Below are 15,491 nucleotides of genomic sequence, written 5' to 3' on the forward strand. Positions count from 1 at the left end.
GAATAGCATCAACAAATGAAGCTGCAATAACTTTGAAGCTGAAAATTGAAAAAGAAACACGCTTCTTTCCGGTTTCTGTGACCGAGACGCAACCAATGACGTTACGGAAGGTGCAGGAGACGAGTTGGCGGATGGAAAGACGACAGGACGGCGAGTTTCAGGCGATGCCTCGAGGCGTCAATATCAAGGGCGAAACGGAAACCTTCAGCGCTACCCAAAAACCATATTGCCGCGCTTCTTGGCCTTTTTCGGCAGGCTGCTGGGCTTGCCGAACAGATACCCCTGCGCCTGCGTGCAGCCCTCATCGACAACCATACGGTACTGGCTGTCCGTCTCTATACCCTCGGCAGTGACGGGCAGATCGAGGCTGCGCCCGAGGCCGATGATGGCGCGGACGATGGAGCGGGCGTTATCGTCCTGCTTCATGGCGGCGATGAAGCTACGGTCGATCTTGATCTTGTCGAAGGGGAAGCTACGCAGATTGCTGAGCGAAGAGTAACCGGTTCCGAAATCATCCATCACGATGGTAATGCCGAGCGACTTCAGCTGCCGCATGACGGCGAGCGTTGCCATCCGGTCTTTCAGAAGTGCGGATTCCGTGACTTCCAGTTCGAGCCTTGCCGGTGCGAGGCCGGTTCTCTCCAGCGTGGAGCAAATCGTATAGACGAGGTTGGAGACGGAAAACTGTACCGGGGATATGTTCACGGCAATTTTCAGATGTGGATCCCAGGTGACAGCGGCACTGCAGGCTTCGTTCAGCACCCACTCGCCCAACGATATGATGACGCCGGTCTCTTCGGCAATGGGAATGAAGACATCCGGCGGCACCGCCCCGCGCGTGGGGTGCTGCCAGCGCACCAGCGCTTCGTAGCCCGCAAGTTCTCCGGTTTCGACGGAATGAACAGGCTGATACAGCAGTTCCAGTTCGTTGCGGCTGATCGCCTGGCGAAGATCGGATTCCAGCCTGCGCCGTTCGCGTGTTTCCTGATCCATCGTCGGATCGTAGAAGGCCGCGACACCACGCCCGTTGATCTTGGCTCTGTAAAGCGCGAGATCGGCTGCGTGCATGAGCGTCTCGTTATCATCGCCATCGCGCGGGAACATGGCGATGCCGATAGTCACGCCAACGGCGGTTGGATCGCTGACAGAATCCATCTCGCGTCTGAAGGCGGACAGAATGCCTTCCGCCAGTTCGCGAACGTCAGCCTCAGTGGTGTTGTAGCTGGTCATGATCGCGAATTCATCGCCGCCCAGACGTGCCACGAGATCGCCCGGACGGACACTGTTTTGCAGAATTCTCGCGACGTCCTTCAGAACGCGGTCTCCCTCGGCGTGGCCAAAGAGGTCGTTGACCGCTTTGAACCTGTCGAGGTCGAGGGCCAAAAGAGAGAATGGCTCGCCTTCCGCAGCCTTGCCGATTTGTGTTGCGAGGCGCTCGTTGAACAGCGAGCGATTGGAAAGGCCGGTGAGAATATCATGCCGTGCGAGATATTCGATCTGACGCTGCGCGCGCCGCTTGTCCGTGAGATCGCGCACCGTGAGAACCTCGCAAGGGCGGCCGCGGTATTCAATGGTTCGCACGGCGAGTTCGAAATGCCGGGTCTTGTCGCCAAGTTTCGGCATGGCCTCGATGCCTGCCACTCTCGGCGCATCTGCGGGCAAACCATCTTCAGGCAGCAAAAGAGCATCGGGGCTGCGACCCAGCAGCGCAAGCTCCTTCTCGCAGAACAGTTCCGCAAAGCGCGTATTCACTTCCATGATCCGGCCATCCCGCACGACTGCGATGCCATCCAGCGTGGCGTTGACGAGGCCTTTCAGGTCGACAAGATGACGGTCGATCAGGGCGGCAACGGCGGTAACGGTGAGGATAAGGAAGGTGACGCCGGTAATCGCCGCGATAAGAATGAGGCGGTCCATGCCGTCCATATCCGGGCCGGGCAAACTCGGGTCGGGCGAAAGAATGGTGGAAGAGACGGCTGTGAAGTGAAGCGTCAACACACCGAGAATTGAGAGCAGCGCACCCACCGGTACGCGGACCCACGACCTGATTTTTCTGAACAGGAAGAATGAAAGCGAGAACTGGACGACGGAAACGATGGTGCCCACCACAATGGGCATGAGTTGATATTGAACCGTGGCGGCAGCCTGTAATCCCGCCATGCCCATGAAGTGCATGCAGGCAACGGTGACTGTTACCGTCAAGCCCGCCGCGATGGACGATCCGTTTTTGCGCCAGAAGAACTGAAGGCAAACCCAGAACCCGAGTACGGCGAGAATGGCCGAAATCGAGGTGTAGAACAGGTCGAAGCCAATGGGGATACTGCCCTGATAAGCCAGCATGGCGATGAAGTGCGTTGCCCAAACACTCGAGCCCGAAGCAAAGGCTGCAACAACAATCCAGTAAGGCCTGCGCTTAATGGGGCTTTCTTCCGCGCGGAGCAAAAGATGGAAGAAAGAGACCATACCCACAAGCGCGATGATTGCTGCCAGAACCACAACGCGGCGATCATGCTGTACTGCGACACACTCCAGGACGGCAAACACTGCTATGCACTCCCGACAACCATCACCTTTATTATTCTTCATTAGTACAGTTAAATTTAGAAATTACTAATTCAACTTATTGTCCGTGATTTCTTTCCCGCAACGTTTCAGAGGAACAGGGTGGGTAGGAGTTGCGTTGGCGAAAAATGGTCAGCCGGGAATGGCGCGAGAATAAGCGGCCAGAATAAAGCGTTCGGCACGATGCAGATAATCCTCAAGCGTGCGGGAAGCCTGTGCGGTATCGCCGCTTTCCAGATGCGCCAATATGGTGGCGTTCTGCTCTATGAAAGGCCCATGAAGATATTCCGGATCACGAAGAAGGCCGAAAACGAGGCGAAGCTCGATTGAAATCTGGCTGTAAAATGCCGAAAGCCGCGGACTGTCGGAAAGTTCGACGATTGCGGAGTGAAAGGCGATATCCGCACTACCGACCTTCAACCACTCCCCCTGCGCCCGGTAGGAATTGGCAGCCTGCACAGCTTCCCGCATTTTCGCGACGCTCGGATGTTTTATATGCGCATTGGCAATAGCGGGGCATTCAATCAGGCGCCGCACACGGTAGATATCGATAATCGTGCCGATGCCGGGCGTGGTGACGAAGACGCCCCGGTTTGCCTCATGGCGCAACACGCCTTCCTTGGTGAGAAGGCGGAAAACCTCCCTCAAAGTGTTCCGGGAAATCTGCAGTTCTTCGCAGAGGGCTACTTCAGAAAGATGGCTGCCGGGTGGAAGAACGCCGGAGATGACGCGTTCGCGAATGCGGCCAGCCGTAATCTCGGCAAGCGTAAGTGTGGCTTCCTGTGTGCCGACCGATGTCGCCTCTGCATTTGCCACACCACTATGCCGCATCATCCATCCCCGTTGCGGCTCATGAGAAAGCCTGTGATTCCTTCGTCGGTGACAATGCCTCGCGAGCTTTAGCTCAGGCAAGCCGCCTTCGACGTTACGGCGACTTCACGGCCACTGCTTCCATCGATCATACACATGTGAAAACTTTTTTGTAGGACGGAACAAAAATATTGCTCAACAATGTGGACGGGATTGTCATTTATTGTTAGAACGTGATCATAAAAATAATAAGGGGCACATAAAGTAACGTCCGACCGATGATCCTTATCGGTCTGATTTACCGCGCCTTCCTTATTGAGCATGGAAGGAGCAGCACATTGTCTTCTATCGACCTCAACAGCGATTTGGGCGAAAGCTTTGGTGCCTGGAAGATCGGTGATGATAAGGCAATGCTCGATATCGTCAGCAGCGCGAATGTCGCATGTGGCTTCCATGCGGGTGATCCGGCGGGCATTCTCAAAACGCTGTTTGCTGCGAAAGAGCGCAATGTCGCGGTCGGCGCTCATGTCGGATATCGCGATCTTGCTGGCTTCGGTCGTCGCAATATGGACCCATCCAGCGAAGAACTCGTCGGTGACGTCATTTACCAGATCGGCGCGCTGCAAGGTCTGGCGAAAGCCGCCGGCACCACCGTTACCTATGTTAAGCCGCACGGTGCGCTTTACAACACGATTGCCTTCGACACGCGTCAGGCAGCGGATGTCATCAGTGCAATCAGGCAGATCAATCCAGACCTCATCCTCGTGGCGCTCGCCGGTTCGCCATTGATTGCTCAGGCGCGCGCCGAAGGTCTTACCGTCGTCTCCGAAGCCTTTGCGGATCGCGCCTACACTTCGAAGGGTGAGTTGGTTTCCCGACGTGAAAAGGGCTCCGTCCTTCACGATCCTGAACAGGTGGCAGAGCGTATGCTGCAACTGGTGCGCACCGGCTCCATCACCTCCATCGATGGCGTGGGGACAAAGGTGGACGCGCAGTCCATCTGCGTGCATGGCGACAGCCCGGATGCGGTAGCGATTGCCAAGGCCGTGCGCCAGAAGCTTGAACATGCGGGACTGGCAATCCGTGCTTTCAGCGGGCGCCAGTAATGACCGCTGCCGAAACATCGATGGAGAAGAGCAGGATTGCCTTGCGCGTGCTTCCCATGCGCGACGGGCATTTGTTGTTCGAGCTTGAGAGCCTTGAGAAAACGCTGGCTCTGCATGCCGCACTGGAGGCATCGCCTATCGAGGGTGTGCGGGAAATCATTCCGGCTGCACGGACGTTGATGATCGCGTTCGATCACCTCGTCCTGCCTTCGGCAAGCTTGATCGAGCAGGTGCAGAACCGTCTCTCCAGCGAGGCTTCGTCGCAGCCCGGCCCGATTGTCGATATCCCCGTTCTTTATGATGGCGAAGACCTTAAGGACGTGGCTGCGCTTCTAAATCTGTCGGTTGATGAGATCATCGCTTGCCATACCGGTTCGGATTTGAAGGTGGCCTTCACCGGCTTTGCTCCGGGATTTGCTTATCTTTCCGGCGGCGATGAAACGCTCTCCGTTCCGCGCCGCACGTCACCGCGAACTCATGTTCCGGCAGGCTCCGTCGCAATCGCCGGTGAATTCAGCGGCGTTTACCCGAAAGCGAGCCCCGGCGGCTGGCAGCTGATTGGGCGCACGCCCATCCCGATGTTCGATCTGGCACGCGAGCCAGCCTCACTTCTTCAGCCGGGATACCGGGTCAAGTTCTGGCAGATTTCGCTTGAGGAATTTGAAGAGTTCCAGACGGCCCATAAGCCATCGCCCTCCCCGGTCTCGCTGGAAACATCCGGCCCATGCCTTGAGGTACTTACCGCACCCCTCCCGGTGCTGCTTCAGGATTTGGGCCGCAAAGGCAAAGCCAGCCTCGGCGTCAGCGTTTCCGGCGCAGCAGACCGCGCCGCGTTCAGGCAGGCAAATAGAACAGTCGGCAACCCGATCAATCTGCCTGCGCTGGAAATCTCTCCCGCAGGCGCGGTCTTTAAAGCTGTCGGTGAGAGCGTGATCGCGATTACCGGCGCACCGGTCATGGCCCGCATAGAGGCGACGAATGGCGACATGATCGAGGTCGAACTCGCAAAAGCGACGGCACTCAATGACGAAGACCGGCTGACGATAGCGCCGCCTGCGCAGGGCATGCGCAGCTATCTGGCCATTCGCGGTGGCTTTGCCGCCTCCAGCATCATCGACAGCGCCGCGCGCGACACCTTAGCCGAAATCGGCCCTGCACCTTTGAAGGCGGGCGACCGGATCAGCATCGCACCTGCCGATAATGCCTTTATCGTGCCAGCGCCAACGAAGACCGAGGATGCGCACCCCAAGGCGGGCGAGACGGTAGAACTCGACGTCGTAATGGGTCCGCGAACCGACTGGTTTACCAGCGAGGCGATCCAGTCCTTCCTGTCGCAGGACTGGTTGGTAACGCCGCAGGCGAGCCGCGTCGGCATTCGTCTCGAAGGCACGCCACTTACCCGCTCGATCACCGCAGAATTACCCAGTGAGGCAACATTGCATGGTGCCATTCAGGTCCCTGCGAGTGGCCAACCGGTTCTGTTTCTGGTCGATCACCCTCTGACAGGTGGTTATCCGGTGATCGGAAATGTTGCCGAGTACCACCTCGATCTTGCGGCACGCGTTCCGCCGGGTGCCCGCATTCGCTTCCGTGCAATAGAAGCATTTCATGAACTGCCATTGCCAAACAAACATATTGCAGAGCATCAACAATGAAAAAAGTTCTCATAGCAAATCGTGGTGAGATCGCCGTTCGCATCATCCGGGCATGCAGGGATTACGGCCTTCAATCGGTTGCCGTCTATGCCGATGCAGATGCAGACGCCCTCTTCGTATCGCTGGCCGACGAGGCCTATGCGCTGAATGGCGCAAGCCCGAAAGACAGCTATCTCGATATCGAAAAGCTCGTCGCGCTTGCAAAGCGCAGCGGCGCAGATGCCGTCCACCCCGGCTATGGCTTTCTTTCCGAGCGCGCGGAGTTCGCCGCAGCCGTTATCGCTGCCGAGCTGATCTGGATCGGTCCGGACCCGGACGTCATCGAGGCGCTTGGCGATAAGCTGCAGGCACGCCGCATCGCGCAAAGCGTCGGCGCGCCTCTGGTGGCTGGCAGCGAGGGCGCGATTGCAACATCGCGTGAGGCGCTGGTCTTTGCCCAGCAATTCGGCCTTCCGATTGCCATCAAGGCCGCCCATGGCGGCGGCGGGCGGGGTCTGAAGATCGCGCGTCAACTGGATGAGGTGGAAGAGCTGTTCGAATCCGCCACGCGTGAAGCGCTTGCGGCCTTCGGGCGTGGTGAGTGCTATGTCGAACAGTTTCTCGACCGCCCGCGCCATATCGAGGCGCAAATTCTTGCAGATAGGCATGGCAATGTCGTGGTTGTCGGAACGCGCGACTGCTCTCTCCAGCGCAGAAACCAGAAGCTGATCGAAGAGGCACCGGCACCATTTCTGGACGATGCACAACGCGAAACGATCCATCAGGCTGCGAAGAACATCTGCGCCAAGGCCGGATATGTCGGCGCGGGCACAGTTGAATTTCTTCTCAGTAACAATGGGATAATCTCTTTCCTTGAAGTGAATACGCGGCTTCAGGTGGAGCATCCGGTGACAGAGGAGACAACCGGCATCGACCTCGTTATCGAGCAGTTCCGCATCGCCGAAGGGCACGCGATTTCATTGACGGAAACGCCGGAGCCGCGCGGCCACGCGTTGGAATTTCGTATCAATATCGAAGACGCCGGACGCGGCTTCCTGCCATCCTCCGGCAAAATCGAAGCGTTTCATGCACCGTCTGGCCCCGGTGTTCGGCTCGATACGGGTGTAGAGGCCGGGTCGACGATCCCGCCCATGTTCGATTCCCTTGCCGCCAAGCTTATTGTCTGGGGCGCAACCCGTGAGCAGGCAATTGCCCGCGCACGCCGAGCGCTGTCGGAGTTCACAATCGAAGGCGTGCCTTCGGTTCTACCATTCCATAAGGCGGCGATAGCGCATCCCGATTTTGCCAGCCCCAATTTCCGCGTTCACACGCGCTGGATCGAGACAGACTTCGCACATGTGCTGGAAGCGGAAGCACGCCCCAAAGCCCTGCAAGACGCAAACATGGTGCGCGCAAAGCTGGAGATCGATGGAAAGCTGGTCGAAGTCGGTATCCCCGCGCAGTTCCTTTCGATGTTCGGAACGCCAGCGCCCGCACCGACAGCACAAGGCTCCAGCTCGTCGGCTGACCGGAACATCGTTTCGGCACCGCTCAGTGGCACGCTCGTACAGTGGAAGGTTGCCGATGGCGCGACAGTTGCAGAGAGTGAAGTTCTTGGCACCATGGAGGCCATGAAGATGGAAACGCAGATCAGCGCTCCCCTCTCCGGCCGGATTTCGTTGCTTGTGGAGGCTGGCTCCATGCAAACCGCAGGCGCGGAACTGGCAAGAATCGAGCCATCCGCTTCTCAGAACAAAGATCTTTCCAAAGCAGAGATACAGCCATGACCAACGCAACGGACATCTCTAGCCCGCTTCTTTCCGTCTCAGACCTCACGGTCGCATTCGGCGAGAACCGCGTTGTCGAGAACCTCTCCTTCAGCGTAGCACCCGGCAGAACGGTTGCTGTCGTCGGTGAATCCGGTTCGGGTAAATCGGTCACATCGCTGTCCGTCATGCGTCTGGCAGACATGATGGGCGCGAAATTCGAGACCGGCAGCGTTCTGTTCAACGGAAAAGATTTGCTGAAGGTGCCGCAGAAGGATATGCGCGCTATTCGCGGCAAGGAGATCGCCATGATCTTCCAGGAGCCGATGACCTCGCTCAACCCTGTCTTCACCATTGGTGACCAGATTTGCGAAGTGCTGCTCCTGCACGAAAAGCTGACCAAGGCTGCGGCAATGACCGAGGCCCGGCGGCTTCTGGAAATGGTACGCCTGCCGGATGCCGAAGCGCTGCTGAAGCGTTATCCGCACCAGCTTTCCGGCGGTATGCGCCAGCGCGTGATGATTGCCATGGCACTCGCCTGCCGCCCGAAGCTGCTGATCGCGGACGAGCCGACGACCGCTCTCGACGTGACCATTCAGGCGCAAATCCTCAACATCATGCGCGATCTGCAAAAGGACCTCGGCATGGGCATGGTCTTCATTACCCATGACATGGGTGTCGTTGCCGAGATGGCCGACGATGTCGTGGTGATGTGGAAAGGCAAGAAGGTCGAGGAAGGCCCGGTTCGCGAGATTTTCGCTAATCCGAAACAGCCCTATACCCGCGCGCTTCTCTCCGCCGTTCCGAAACTCGGCAGTCTTCAGGGAGAAGATTTCCCCAAGCGCATGCCGCTGACCGTTCTGCAAGACGGTGAGCCCAAGACGGTTGGCGAAGAGCGCATCCAGCAGACGGCGCGCTACGATGTACCACCGCTGCTTTCGGTACGCGATCTCTTCGTGCGCTTCGATATTCGCAAGAACCTGTTCGGCAAAGCAACACACCGTTGTAGCGCTGTGCAGAATGTCAGCTTCGATATTCATCCGGGCGAAACGCTTGCGCTGGTTGGCGAATCCGGTTCCGGCAAATCCACGATTGGCCGCACTATCCAGCAGTTGCAGAACTCGCTTTCCGGTGAGATTTCCTTCAACGGCAAGACCTATTCCAGCATGTCGGCGGCAGAGCGGTTTCGCATGCGTCAGGAAGTGCAATATATCTTCCAGGACCCGTTCGCCTCGCTCGATCCGCGAAAGACGGTCGGTTTCTCCATCGCCGAGCCGATCAACACGCACGGCCTCATCCTCGGCTCCAAAGACGTTCGCCGCCGGGTGGATGAATTGCTGGAGCGCGTCGGCCTTTCATCGGAACATGCAGATCGCTATCCGCACGAATTTTCCGGCGGTCAGCGCCAGCGTGTCTGCATTGCCCGTGCGCTGGCCTCCGATCCGAAGCTCATCATTGCGGATGAAGCGCTTTCAGCGCTCGATGTCTCCATTCAGGCGCAGATCATCAATCTGTTCATGGATTTGCAGGCCGAACGCGGTCTCGCCTATCTCTTCATCAGCCATGACATGGCCGTGGTGGAAAAGATGAGCCACCGCGTGGCTGTGCTTTATCTCGGCCAGATCATGGAGATGGGCAGCCGCCGTCAGGTGTTCGAGACGCCGATGCACGACTATACGCGCCGCCTGCTTTCCGCAGTGCCGGTCGCCGACCCGACGGTTGAGCGCAAAAGCACGCTGATCGAAGGCGAGATTCCGAACCCGGTTCGAATGGTCGGCGATGAGCCGCCGATTCTTCGCCGCGAGGAAATCAATCCGGGCCACTTCATCGCCAGAAGTGCCTGAACGAACCACCTTTCACACCATCTGAAGAGGAAACAGAAGATGAGAAAAATCAAAAGGGGAATGAGCGCCGCTCTCACCGCGCTGGCACTGTCCGGCGTTGCATTTGCAGCTTCGCCAGCACTTGCCGCTGGCAAGATGACGATTTCCAGCCCGCAGGATCCCGGCAGCTGGGATCCAATCGATACGTTTCTGGTGCAATGGGCCGCCGTCTCCACCAATATTTTCGACGGCCTGACCTATCGCGGACCGGACCTTAAGCTGGTTCCGGGTCTTGCCGAAAGCTGGGAAGAGCTGGATGAAGGCAAGCGCATTCGCTTCAAGCTTCGCCAGAACGTGAAGTTCCACAATGGCGAGCCCTTCAACGCCGAAGCCGTAAAATTCACCTTCGACCGCCTGCTGGGTGACGAAGGCGCAAAAGGTCCGCAGCGATCCAACTACACGGCCATTGCCAGCGTCGATATCGTGGACGAAAACACTGTAGACATGAAGCTGAAGTCTCCCGATCCGGTTCTTCTGACGAAGCTTGCCGGTTACGGCGCAATGATCGTTCCGCCGAAATACATCAAGGAAAAAGGCGAAGACAACTTCAACCTCAACCCTGTCGGCACTGGCGCGTTCAAGTTCGTGTCCTATGCGCCGAAGGTCAACATCAAGCTGGAAGCCAACCCGGATTACTGGGGCGGTGCGCCGAAGCTTTCCGAACTCGAATACCGCTTCATCGCGGAGCCGGCGACAGCCGTTGCCGAACTTCAGGCAGGCCGCGTCGATCTCGTCATTCCGCCGACCATTCCAATCGGCATGATCCCGGTCGTGCAGGGCGATTCCAACCTCGAAATCGTCAGCGTTCCCGGCCCGACCGTCGATGCGCTGCGCTTCAACACGCGCGATGGCATCACCAAGGATCCGAAGGTTCGCCAGGCCATCATCATGGCCGTGGATCGCGGCACCATCGTCAAGTCGATCCTGGCCGGTCAGGGGTCTGAAATCGCAAGCTTCCAGAGTGCCCTGTCCTTCGGCTACGATCCTGACCTGAAGCCCGTTGCTTATGATCCGGAAGGTGCAAAGAAGCTTCTGGCGGAAGCTGGCGTGAAGCCGGGTGCTACGCTTCAGATCGACATTCGCGGCAATGACGCGACGATGAACGAGGTGGCGCAGGTCGTTGCCAGCTACCTCCAGATGGTCGGCATCACCGCCACCATCAAGCCTTACGAAACCAACGTTCTGCTGAACGACATCATCCCGCAGGGCAAGACCGGCGCGATGTTCCAGCAGAAGTGGGGCGGCTGGACATTCGATTACGATAATACTGCCTATTCCATGTACCACTCCGGCGAGAAGTGGAACCCTTATGAAAAAGACGAGACGCTGGACAAGCTGCTGGAATCCCAGCGCCCGCTGACGGACCGTGCCGAGCGTGAAAAGATCCTCAAAGAAATCGGCAAGTACACAGCCGAGAAGGCGCTCGAGCTTCCGCTTTACAACACCAACGCGATCTACGGCATCAGCAAAAAGGTCAAGGGCTTCGTGCCTGCGCCAGACAACCGCCTGAAGCTGACAGACGTCACCGTCGAATAATCGCCAATGCTGACGCCGCGGCAATCCGCTGCGGCGTCACACCACTAGAGCGGTTCCGCATTTCTTCGAAAAGCAAACCTCTCTAGCTCTTTGTTTTTATGCAATCCCGCACGCAAAACCGCGTTACACTTTTGCTGGAATTGCTTTCGTACCAAGGACAGATACGTGGCCGGTTTCCTTATCAAGAGATTGTTGCAGGCGATTTTCGTCGTTATCGCCATCACACTTCTCGTTTCATTCGCCATCCGCCTGACGGGTGACCCCGCAGTCACCATGTTTCAGGGCGGCGGCAGCATGACGGAAGAGGATCTGGCGCGCATTCGCACGGCGCTTGGCACCGACCAGCCGTTCTTCGTCCAGTATCTCAACTTCCTTAAAGGTCTGGTGACACTGGACTTCGGCCGCAGCTTCACGGGCAGCACACCGGTATCGCGCCTGATCGCAGATGCCCTGCCCGCCACGCTGCTGCTCGCCTTCATCTCCATGGTCGTATCCATTGCGCTGTCTATCCCGCTCGGCATCAAGGCGGCGACATCGCGTGGAAAGACAGCCGACCAGATCATCCGCGTCCTCTCGTTGCTCGGACTTTCATTCCCGAATTTCTGGCTCGCCATCATGCTGGTGCTGCTGTTCTCGATCACGCTCGGCTGGTTGCCGCCAAGCGGCATGGTCGGTTACGCGAGCTATATCATGCCAGCGGTAACGATGGGCGTGATCCTGACGGCCACGAATGTCCGCCTCGTGCGCACCGCCATGCTCGATACGCTGCGGTCGCAATATATCATGGTCGCGCGCGCCAAGGGCCTGAGCGAGAACAAGGTTCTCTACAAGCATGCGCTGCGCAACTGCGCCATTCCGCTCATCACCTATTTCGGCATCCAGTTCGGCGGCCTTCTCGGCGGTATCGTCGTCATCGAGCGCGTGTTCAACTGGCCGGGCCTCGGCACCTTGGCCTTCGATGCGGTCGGCGCGCGTGACTATCCGGTCCTTCAAGGCGTCATCACCGTTCTCTCGCTGATGATCGTCGGCATCAATCTTCTGATCGACATAGCCTATGGCCTGATCGATCCCCGCATTCGCACGGAGTAATCGCCATGGCTGCCCGCACAACACGCCTTTCGCGTTTTTCCAGCTTCGAATTCATCGTCGGCGCGTCGCTGACGACGATCATCTGCCTTGCCGTGCTGTTTTCGGATATCCTCTTCCCGGGCGGTGCCGAAAAAATCGATCTGATGGCCCGGTTGGCGAAGCCCTTCACCAATACCGCCCACCCTTTCGGCACCGATCCGCTGGGCCGTGACGTGCTGGCGCGCGTCGTTGCAGGCGGCAAGATTTCACTTCTCGTCGGCTTCACATCCGTTATCGGCGGTGTCGTCTTCGGTGTGGTCGTCGGTTTGGTCGCGGGCTATTACCGCGGCTTCTGGGATATGCTGGTGATGCGCTTTGCCGATATCCAGCTTGCCATGCCGTTCATTCTGCTCGCCATCACCTTCATCGCTATTGTCGGCGGCAGCCTGACGAACACGATCATTCTGCTGATCGTTTCGCAGTGGGTGCAATATGCGCGCCTCGTGCGCGGGTCGGTCCTCAGTCTGCGAGAACGCGAATTCATCCTCTCCGCCCGCGCCATAGGCGTGAAGGATTGGCGCATCATCTTCCAGCATCTGCTGCCGAACCTTGTCGGCCCGGTCATCGTGCTGATGACGCTGAACGTCGCCAACAACATTCTTCTGGAAAGCAGCCTGACCTTCCTCGGCATGGGCGTTGACCCCACGATCCCCAGCTGGGGCGGAATGCTGGCGGATGGCCGCACCTATCTTCAAACCGCATGGTGGGTCAGCGTTTTCCCCGGCCTTGCCATTCTCCTGACCGTGCTTGGCCTCAACCTCCTCGGGGACTGGCTGCGCGACAGCCTCGACCCCACCGGAAGAACATCGAGATAAGCAAATGACCGTCATTTTCGAAAAGCGTTTCGAACGCACGCTGGACAAGCTCGTTGCCGAGGCAAAACAAGGCGAGAGCCTTCAGGCCTGGACTTTCGACGACCGCGAAAGCCGTCTGGACACCGAAAGGCAACTGGCTGAAAAAGGTGTTCAAGCCCGCATCTTCAGCGCCTACAAACCGCTTGTCCATGCCTTTATCGAGGACATTGATCTTTCGGATATCGTTGCCATCGAAATCCACTACCCGGTGCATCCAAACGCCCCGGAGAACCGTTTTCGCCTGGAAGCCTATCCGCTAGCGGCGATGGTCGGCGAGCGCAAGATCAGCTTCCTCGGGCGACGGGACGACGCGTTTCAATACGACGTTCTTTTGAAAACGCGCGCTGGCGAAGAAAACAAGATCGTCGTGCCCGTACCCAACCGTGTCCATACGGATTTTGCCGGTGAAACGAGCGTTTCCCCAACTGGATGGCTAACGCGCGGCACCGAGAGCGGCAGGATCGGGACGGATTACGAAGCACTGTTTACCGAAACGATGGATGCCATCACCACCTACCGGTGGGGTGAAACGGAGCCTTATTTCGAAGAGCTGAACATCCGCGTTACCTATCCCGCAGCCGATGAAATGCTGCATGTGGGCGATGAGCGTACCAGCCTGCGCGAAGCCCTGCACGAAGACTTCTATTTCTCGCTTCTAGAGTTCTTCCAGAAAAAGTCCGGTCGGCCACTTGGCGATCGAGGCCTGAAGCCCGGCCAGATCGTGCCTGAAATCATCCAGTCGGTTGGCGAGATTTCGGTTCGCGTGGAGCTGCGCTCGCTGTCTGCCGGGTTTACCGATGGACCGGAGCAGAGCACGGTTAGCGCCAGCCAGCCGCTGTCTCACGCTCAAATCCAGAACGAGCTCGCAAGCATCGGGGGCGAAAGCTTTCACGCGAAGACGCGTTCGGGCCGCACGGTGAACGGACGCTATCGCAGCGGTTCCGACAGCGCCGTGATGATCAGCGGCGGCCAGCACGCCAATGAGACGACCGGCGTCGCCGGTGCGTTGCGCGCAGCAAAGCTTCTTTCAGCGAGAGACGGCGCGCATTTCACCATCTCGCCACTGGAAAATCCTGACGGTTATGCGCTGCATCAGCGCCTGTGCAAGGATAATCCGCGACATATGCATCACGCCGCGCGCTATACCGCGCTGGGCGATGATCTGGAATATCGCACAGAAAAGACCGCAGGCGGCTTCATCAACGAGAAGGAAATCCGCTTTCAGGCACAGAGCCTGAGCGGTGCGCTTTTGCATGTGAACCTGCACGGTTATCCGTCTCATGAATGGACGCGCCCGCTATCGGGTTACGTGCCACGGAATTTTGCCATGTGGACGGTGCCGAAAGGGTTTTTCCTCATTGCGCGATATCACAGCAACTGGGAAAACCAAGCTGAAACGTTGCTCGACCGCGTCACGAAGCATCTCGGCGCCATTCCGGGTCTCCTGGAATATAATAACCGCCAGATCGCGCTTTATGAAATCCACGCCGGCGAAACCGGCTTTCGCATCATCAACGGATTTCCTTGCCTCGCTTCTGTGGATGATCGCCACGATGTGCCGATGACACTGATCACGGAATATCCCGATGAAACCATTTACGGCCCGGACTTTATCGCGGGACATACGGCGCAGATGGAAACGGTTCTGTCAGCCTATGATGCCTGGCAAGACATCATGAAAACCTCCTGAAAACGCAAAAAGGCCCGCCAAAGACGGGCCTTTTACTTAATTGTCTTAAACTCAGATTTCCGGGCAGCCACGCTCGTTGGCGAAGGTGATCGTATCGGAGCCACGGCGTGTGTAGCCCTGCACGACGACGCGACGTGGGGTCACGCGAACGACTTCGGGATCACGCAGGCCGGAATCGCGGGCGGCAGCACGCGCTTCGCGTTCACTGCAACCTCGCATGCGAGGCGGACCACGGCGGTCGGAGTCGCGGTCACGGATAACCGGGCGAACACCATCCGGTCCAAGCCGCAGTTCTACGTCCTGTGCCTGGGCAAAGCCCGACATGGCTACACTTGAAACCGCCATAGTAACGGCAAGTCCCGCAACTTGAATTACCTTCAGCATGATGCCTCCTGGTGCCTTCTATTGTGGCACACGTAATTGTTTCACGCCGCTATAACGCGAAGGAACGGCACCGGTTCCTTTTGATTGTGCATACTGAGCCAAGAAAATCCCCAAGCCATGGCACACATTAGACCACAC

Annotated in this window: 11 protein-coding genes; 8 read left to right on the forward strand and 3 right to left on the reverse strand. The window is 58.0% G+C overall.

Annotated elements, in window-relative coordinates:
- Positions 1-210: 210 nt before the first annotated feature.
- Positions 211-2,544 (reverse strand): bifunctional diguanylate cyclase/phosphodiesterase, encoded by a 2,334-nt coding sequence (locus tag CFBP5473_RS15460; protein WP_027675267.1) that lies wholly within the window; start codon positions 2,542-2,544, stop codon positions 211-213.
- Between the two features lie 150 nt (positions 2,545-2,694).
- On the reverse strand, positions 2,695-3,393 hold the full coding sequence (locus CFBP5473_RS15465) for a GntR family transcriptional regulator (RefSeq protein WP_051441265.1): 699 nt from the start codon (positions 3,391-3,393) through the stop codon (positions 2,695-2,697).
- A 317-nt stretch (positions 3,394-3,710) separates the two neighbouring features.
- Here CFBP5473_RS15465 and CFBP5473_RS15470 point away from each other — a divergent pair, with 317 nt between their 5' ends.
- From CFBP5473_RS15470 to CFBP5473_RS15505, 8 genes are all read left to right on the forward strand, one after another.
- Positions 3,711-4,478: a LamB/YcsF family protein gene (locus tag CFBP5473_RS15470; RefSeq protein WP_027675265.1), complete on the forward strand. Its 768-nt coding sequence runs from the start codon at positions 3,711-3,713 to the stop codon at positions 4,476-4,478.
- On the forward strand, positions 4,478-6,133 hold the full coding sequence (locus CFBP5473_RS15475) for a 5-oxoprolinase subunit B/C family protein (RefSeq protein ID WP_234881835.1): 1,656 nt from the start codon (positions 4,478-4,480) through the stop codon (positions 6,131-6,133). Before CFBP5473_RS15470 ends, CFBP5473_RS15475 begins: the two co-directional genes overlap by 1 nt.
- Positions 6,130-7,899, forward strand: coding sequence for an acetyl/propionyl/methylcrotonyl-CoA carboxylase subunit alpha (locus CFBP5473_RS15480; RefSeq protein WP_027675263.1), 1,770 nt, complete (start codon positions 6,130-6,132; stop codon positions 7,897-7,899). The genes CFBP5473_RS15475 and CFBP5473_RS15480 overlap by 4 nt, the downstream gene beginning before the upstream one ends.
- The gene (locus tag CFBP5473_RS15485) at positions 7,896-9,722 is read left to right on the forward strand and encodes an ABC transporter ATP-binding protein (RefSeq protein ID WP_027675262.1); all 1,827 of its coding nucleotides are present in this window, start codon (positions 7,896-7,898) and stop codon (positions 9,720-9,722) included. Before CFBP5473_RS15480 ends, CFBP5473_RS15485 begins: the two co-directional genes overlap by 4 nt.
- Before the next feature lie 39 nt (positions 9,723-9,761).
- Positions 9,762-11,297, forward strand: a complete 1,536-nt coding sequence (locus CFBP5473_RS15490) for an ABC transporter substrate-binding protein (RefSeq protein ID WP_027675261.1) — start codon at positions 9,762-9,764, stop codon at positions 11,295-11,297.
- 165 nt (positions 11,298-11,462) lie between these two features.
- Positions 11,463-12,386, forward strand: coding sequence for an ABC transporter permease (locus CFBP5473_RS15495; protein WP_027675260.1), 924 nt, complete (start codon positions 11,463-11,465; stop codon positions 12,384-12,386).
- A 5-nt stretch (positions 12,387-12,391) separates the two neighbouring features.
- On the forward strand, positions 12,392-13,240 hold the full coding sequence (locus CFBP5473_RS15500; protein WP_027675259.1) for an ABC transporter permease: 849 nt from the start codon (positions 12,392-12,394) through the stop codon (positions 13,238-13,240).
- A gap of 4 nt (positions 13,241-13,244) precedes the next feature.
- Positions 13,245-14,969 (forward strand): M14 family metallopeptidase, encoded by a 1,725-nt coding sequence (locus tag CFBP5473_RS15505; RefSeq protein ID WP_027675258.1) that lies wholly within the window; start codon positions 13,245-13,247, stop codon positions 14,967-14,969.
- 51 nt (positions 14,970-15,020) lie between these two features.
- On the opposite strand, the gene CFBP5473_RS15510 is transcribed toward CFBP5473_RS15505, so the two are convergent.
- Positions 15,021-15,353, reverse strand: coding sequence for a hypothetical protein (locus CFBP5473_RS15510; RefSeq protein WP_027675257.1), 333 nt, complete (start codon positions 15,351-15,353; stop codon positions 15,021-15,023).
- Positions 15,354-15,491: the final 138 nt, after the last annotated feature.

This window comes from Agrobacterium larrymoorei, assembly GCF_005145045.1.
Taxonomy (GTDB): domain Bacteria; phylum Pseudomonadota; class Alphaproteobacteria; order Rhizobiales; family Rhizobiaceae; genus Agrobacterium; species Agrobacterium larrymoorei.

Excerpts from the sequence above, each read along its gene's own strand:
- CFBP5473_RS15465 (WP_051441265.1), bottom strand. The coding sequence starts at position 3,393 with ATGCGGCATAGTGGTGTGGCAAATGCAGAGGCGACATCGGTCGGCACA.
- CFBP5473_RS15475 (WP_234881835.1), top strand. The coding sequence starts at position 4,478 with ATGACCGCTGCCGAAACATCGATGGAGAAGAGCAGGATTGCCTTGCGC.
- CFBP5473_RS15480 (WP_027675263.1), top strand. The coding sequence starts at position 6,130 with ATGAAAAAAGTTCTCATAGCAAATCGTGGTGAGATCGCCGTTCGCATC.
- CFBP5473_RS15485 (WP_027675262.1), top strand. The coding sequence starts at position 7,896 with ATGACCAACGCAACGGACATCTCTAGCCCGCTTCTTTCCGTCTCAGAC.
- CFBP5473_RS15490 (WP_027675261.1), top strand. The coding sequence starts at position 9,762 with ATGAGAAAAATCAAAAGGGGAATGAGCGCCGCTCTCACCGCGCTGGCA.
- CFBP5473_RS15500 (WP_027675259.1), top strand. The coding sequence starts at position 12,392 with ATGGCTGCCCGCACAACACGCCTTTCGCGTTTTTCCAGCTTCGAATTC.
- CFBP5473_RS15505 (WP_027675258.1), top strand. The coding sequence starts at position 13,245 with ATGACCGTCATTTTCGAAAAGCGTTTCGAACGCACGCTGGACAAGCTC.
- CFBP5473_RS15510 (WP_027675257.1), bottom strand. The coding sequence starts at position 15,353 with ATGCTGAAGGTAATTCAAGTTGCGGGACTTGCCGTTACTATGGCGGTT.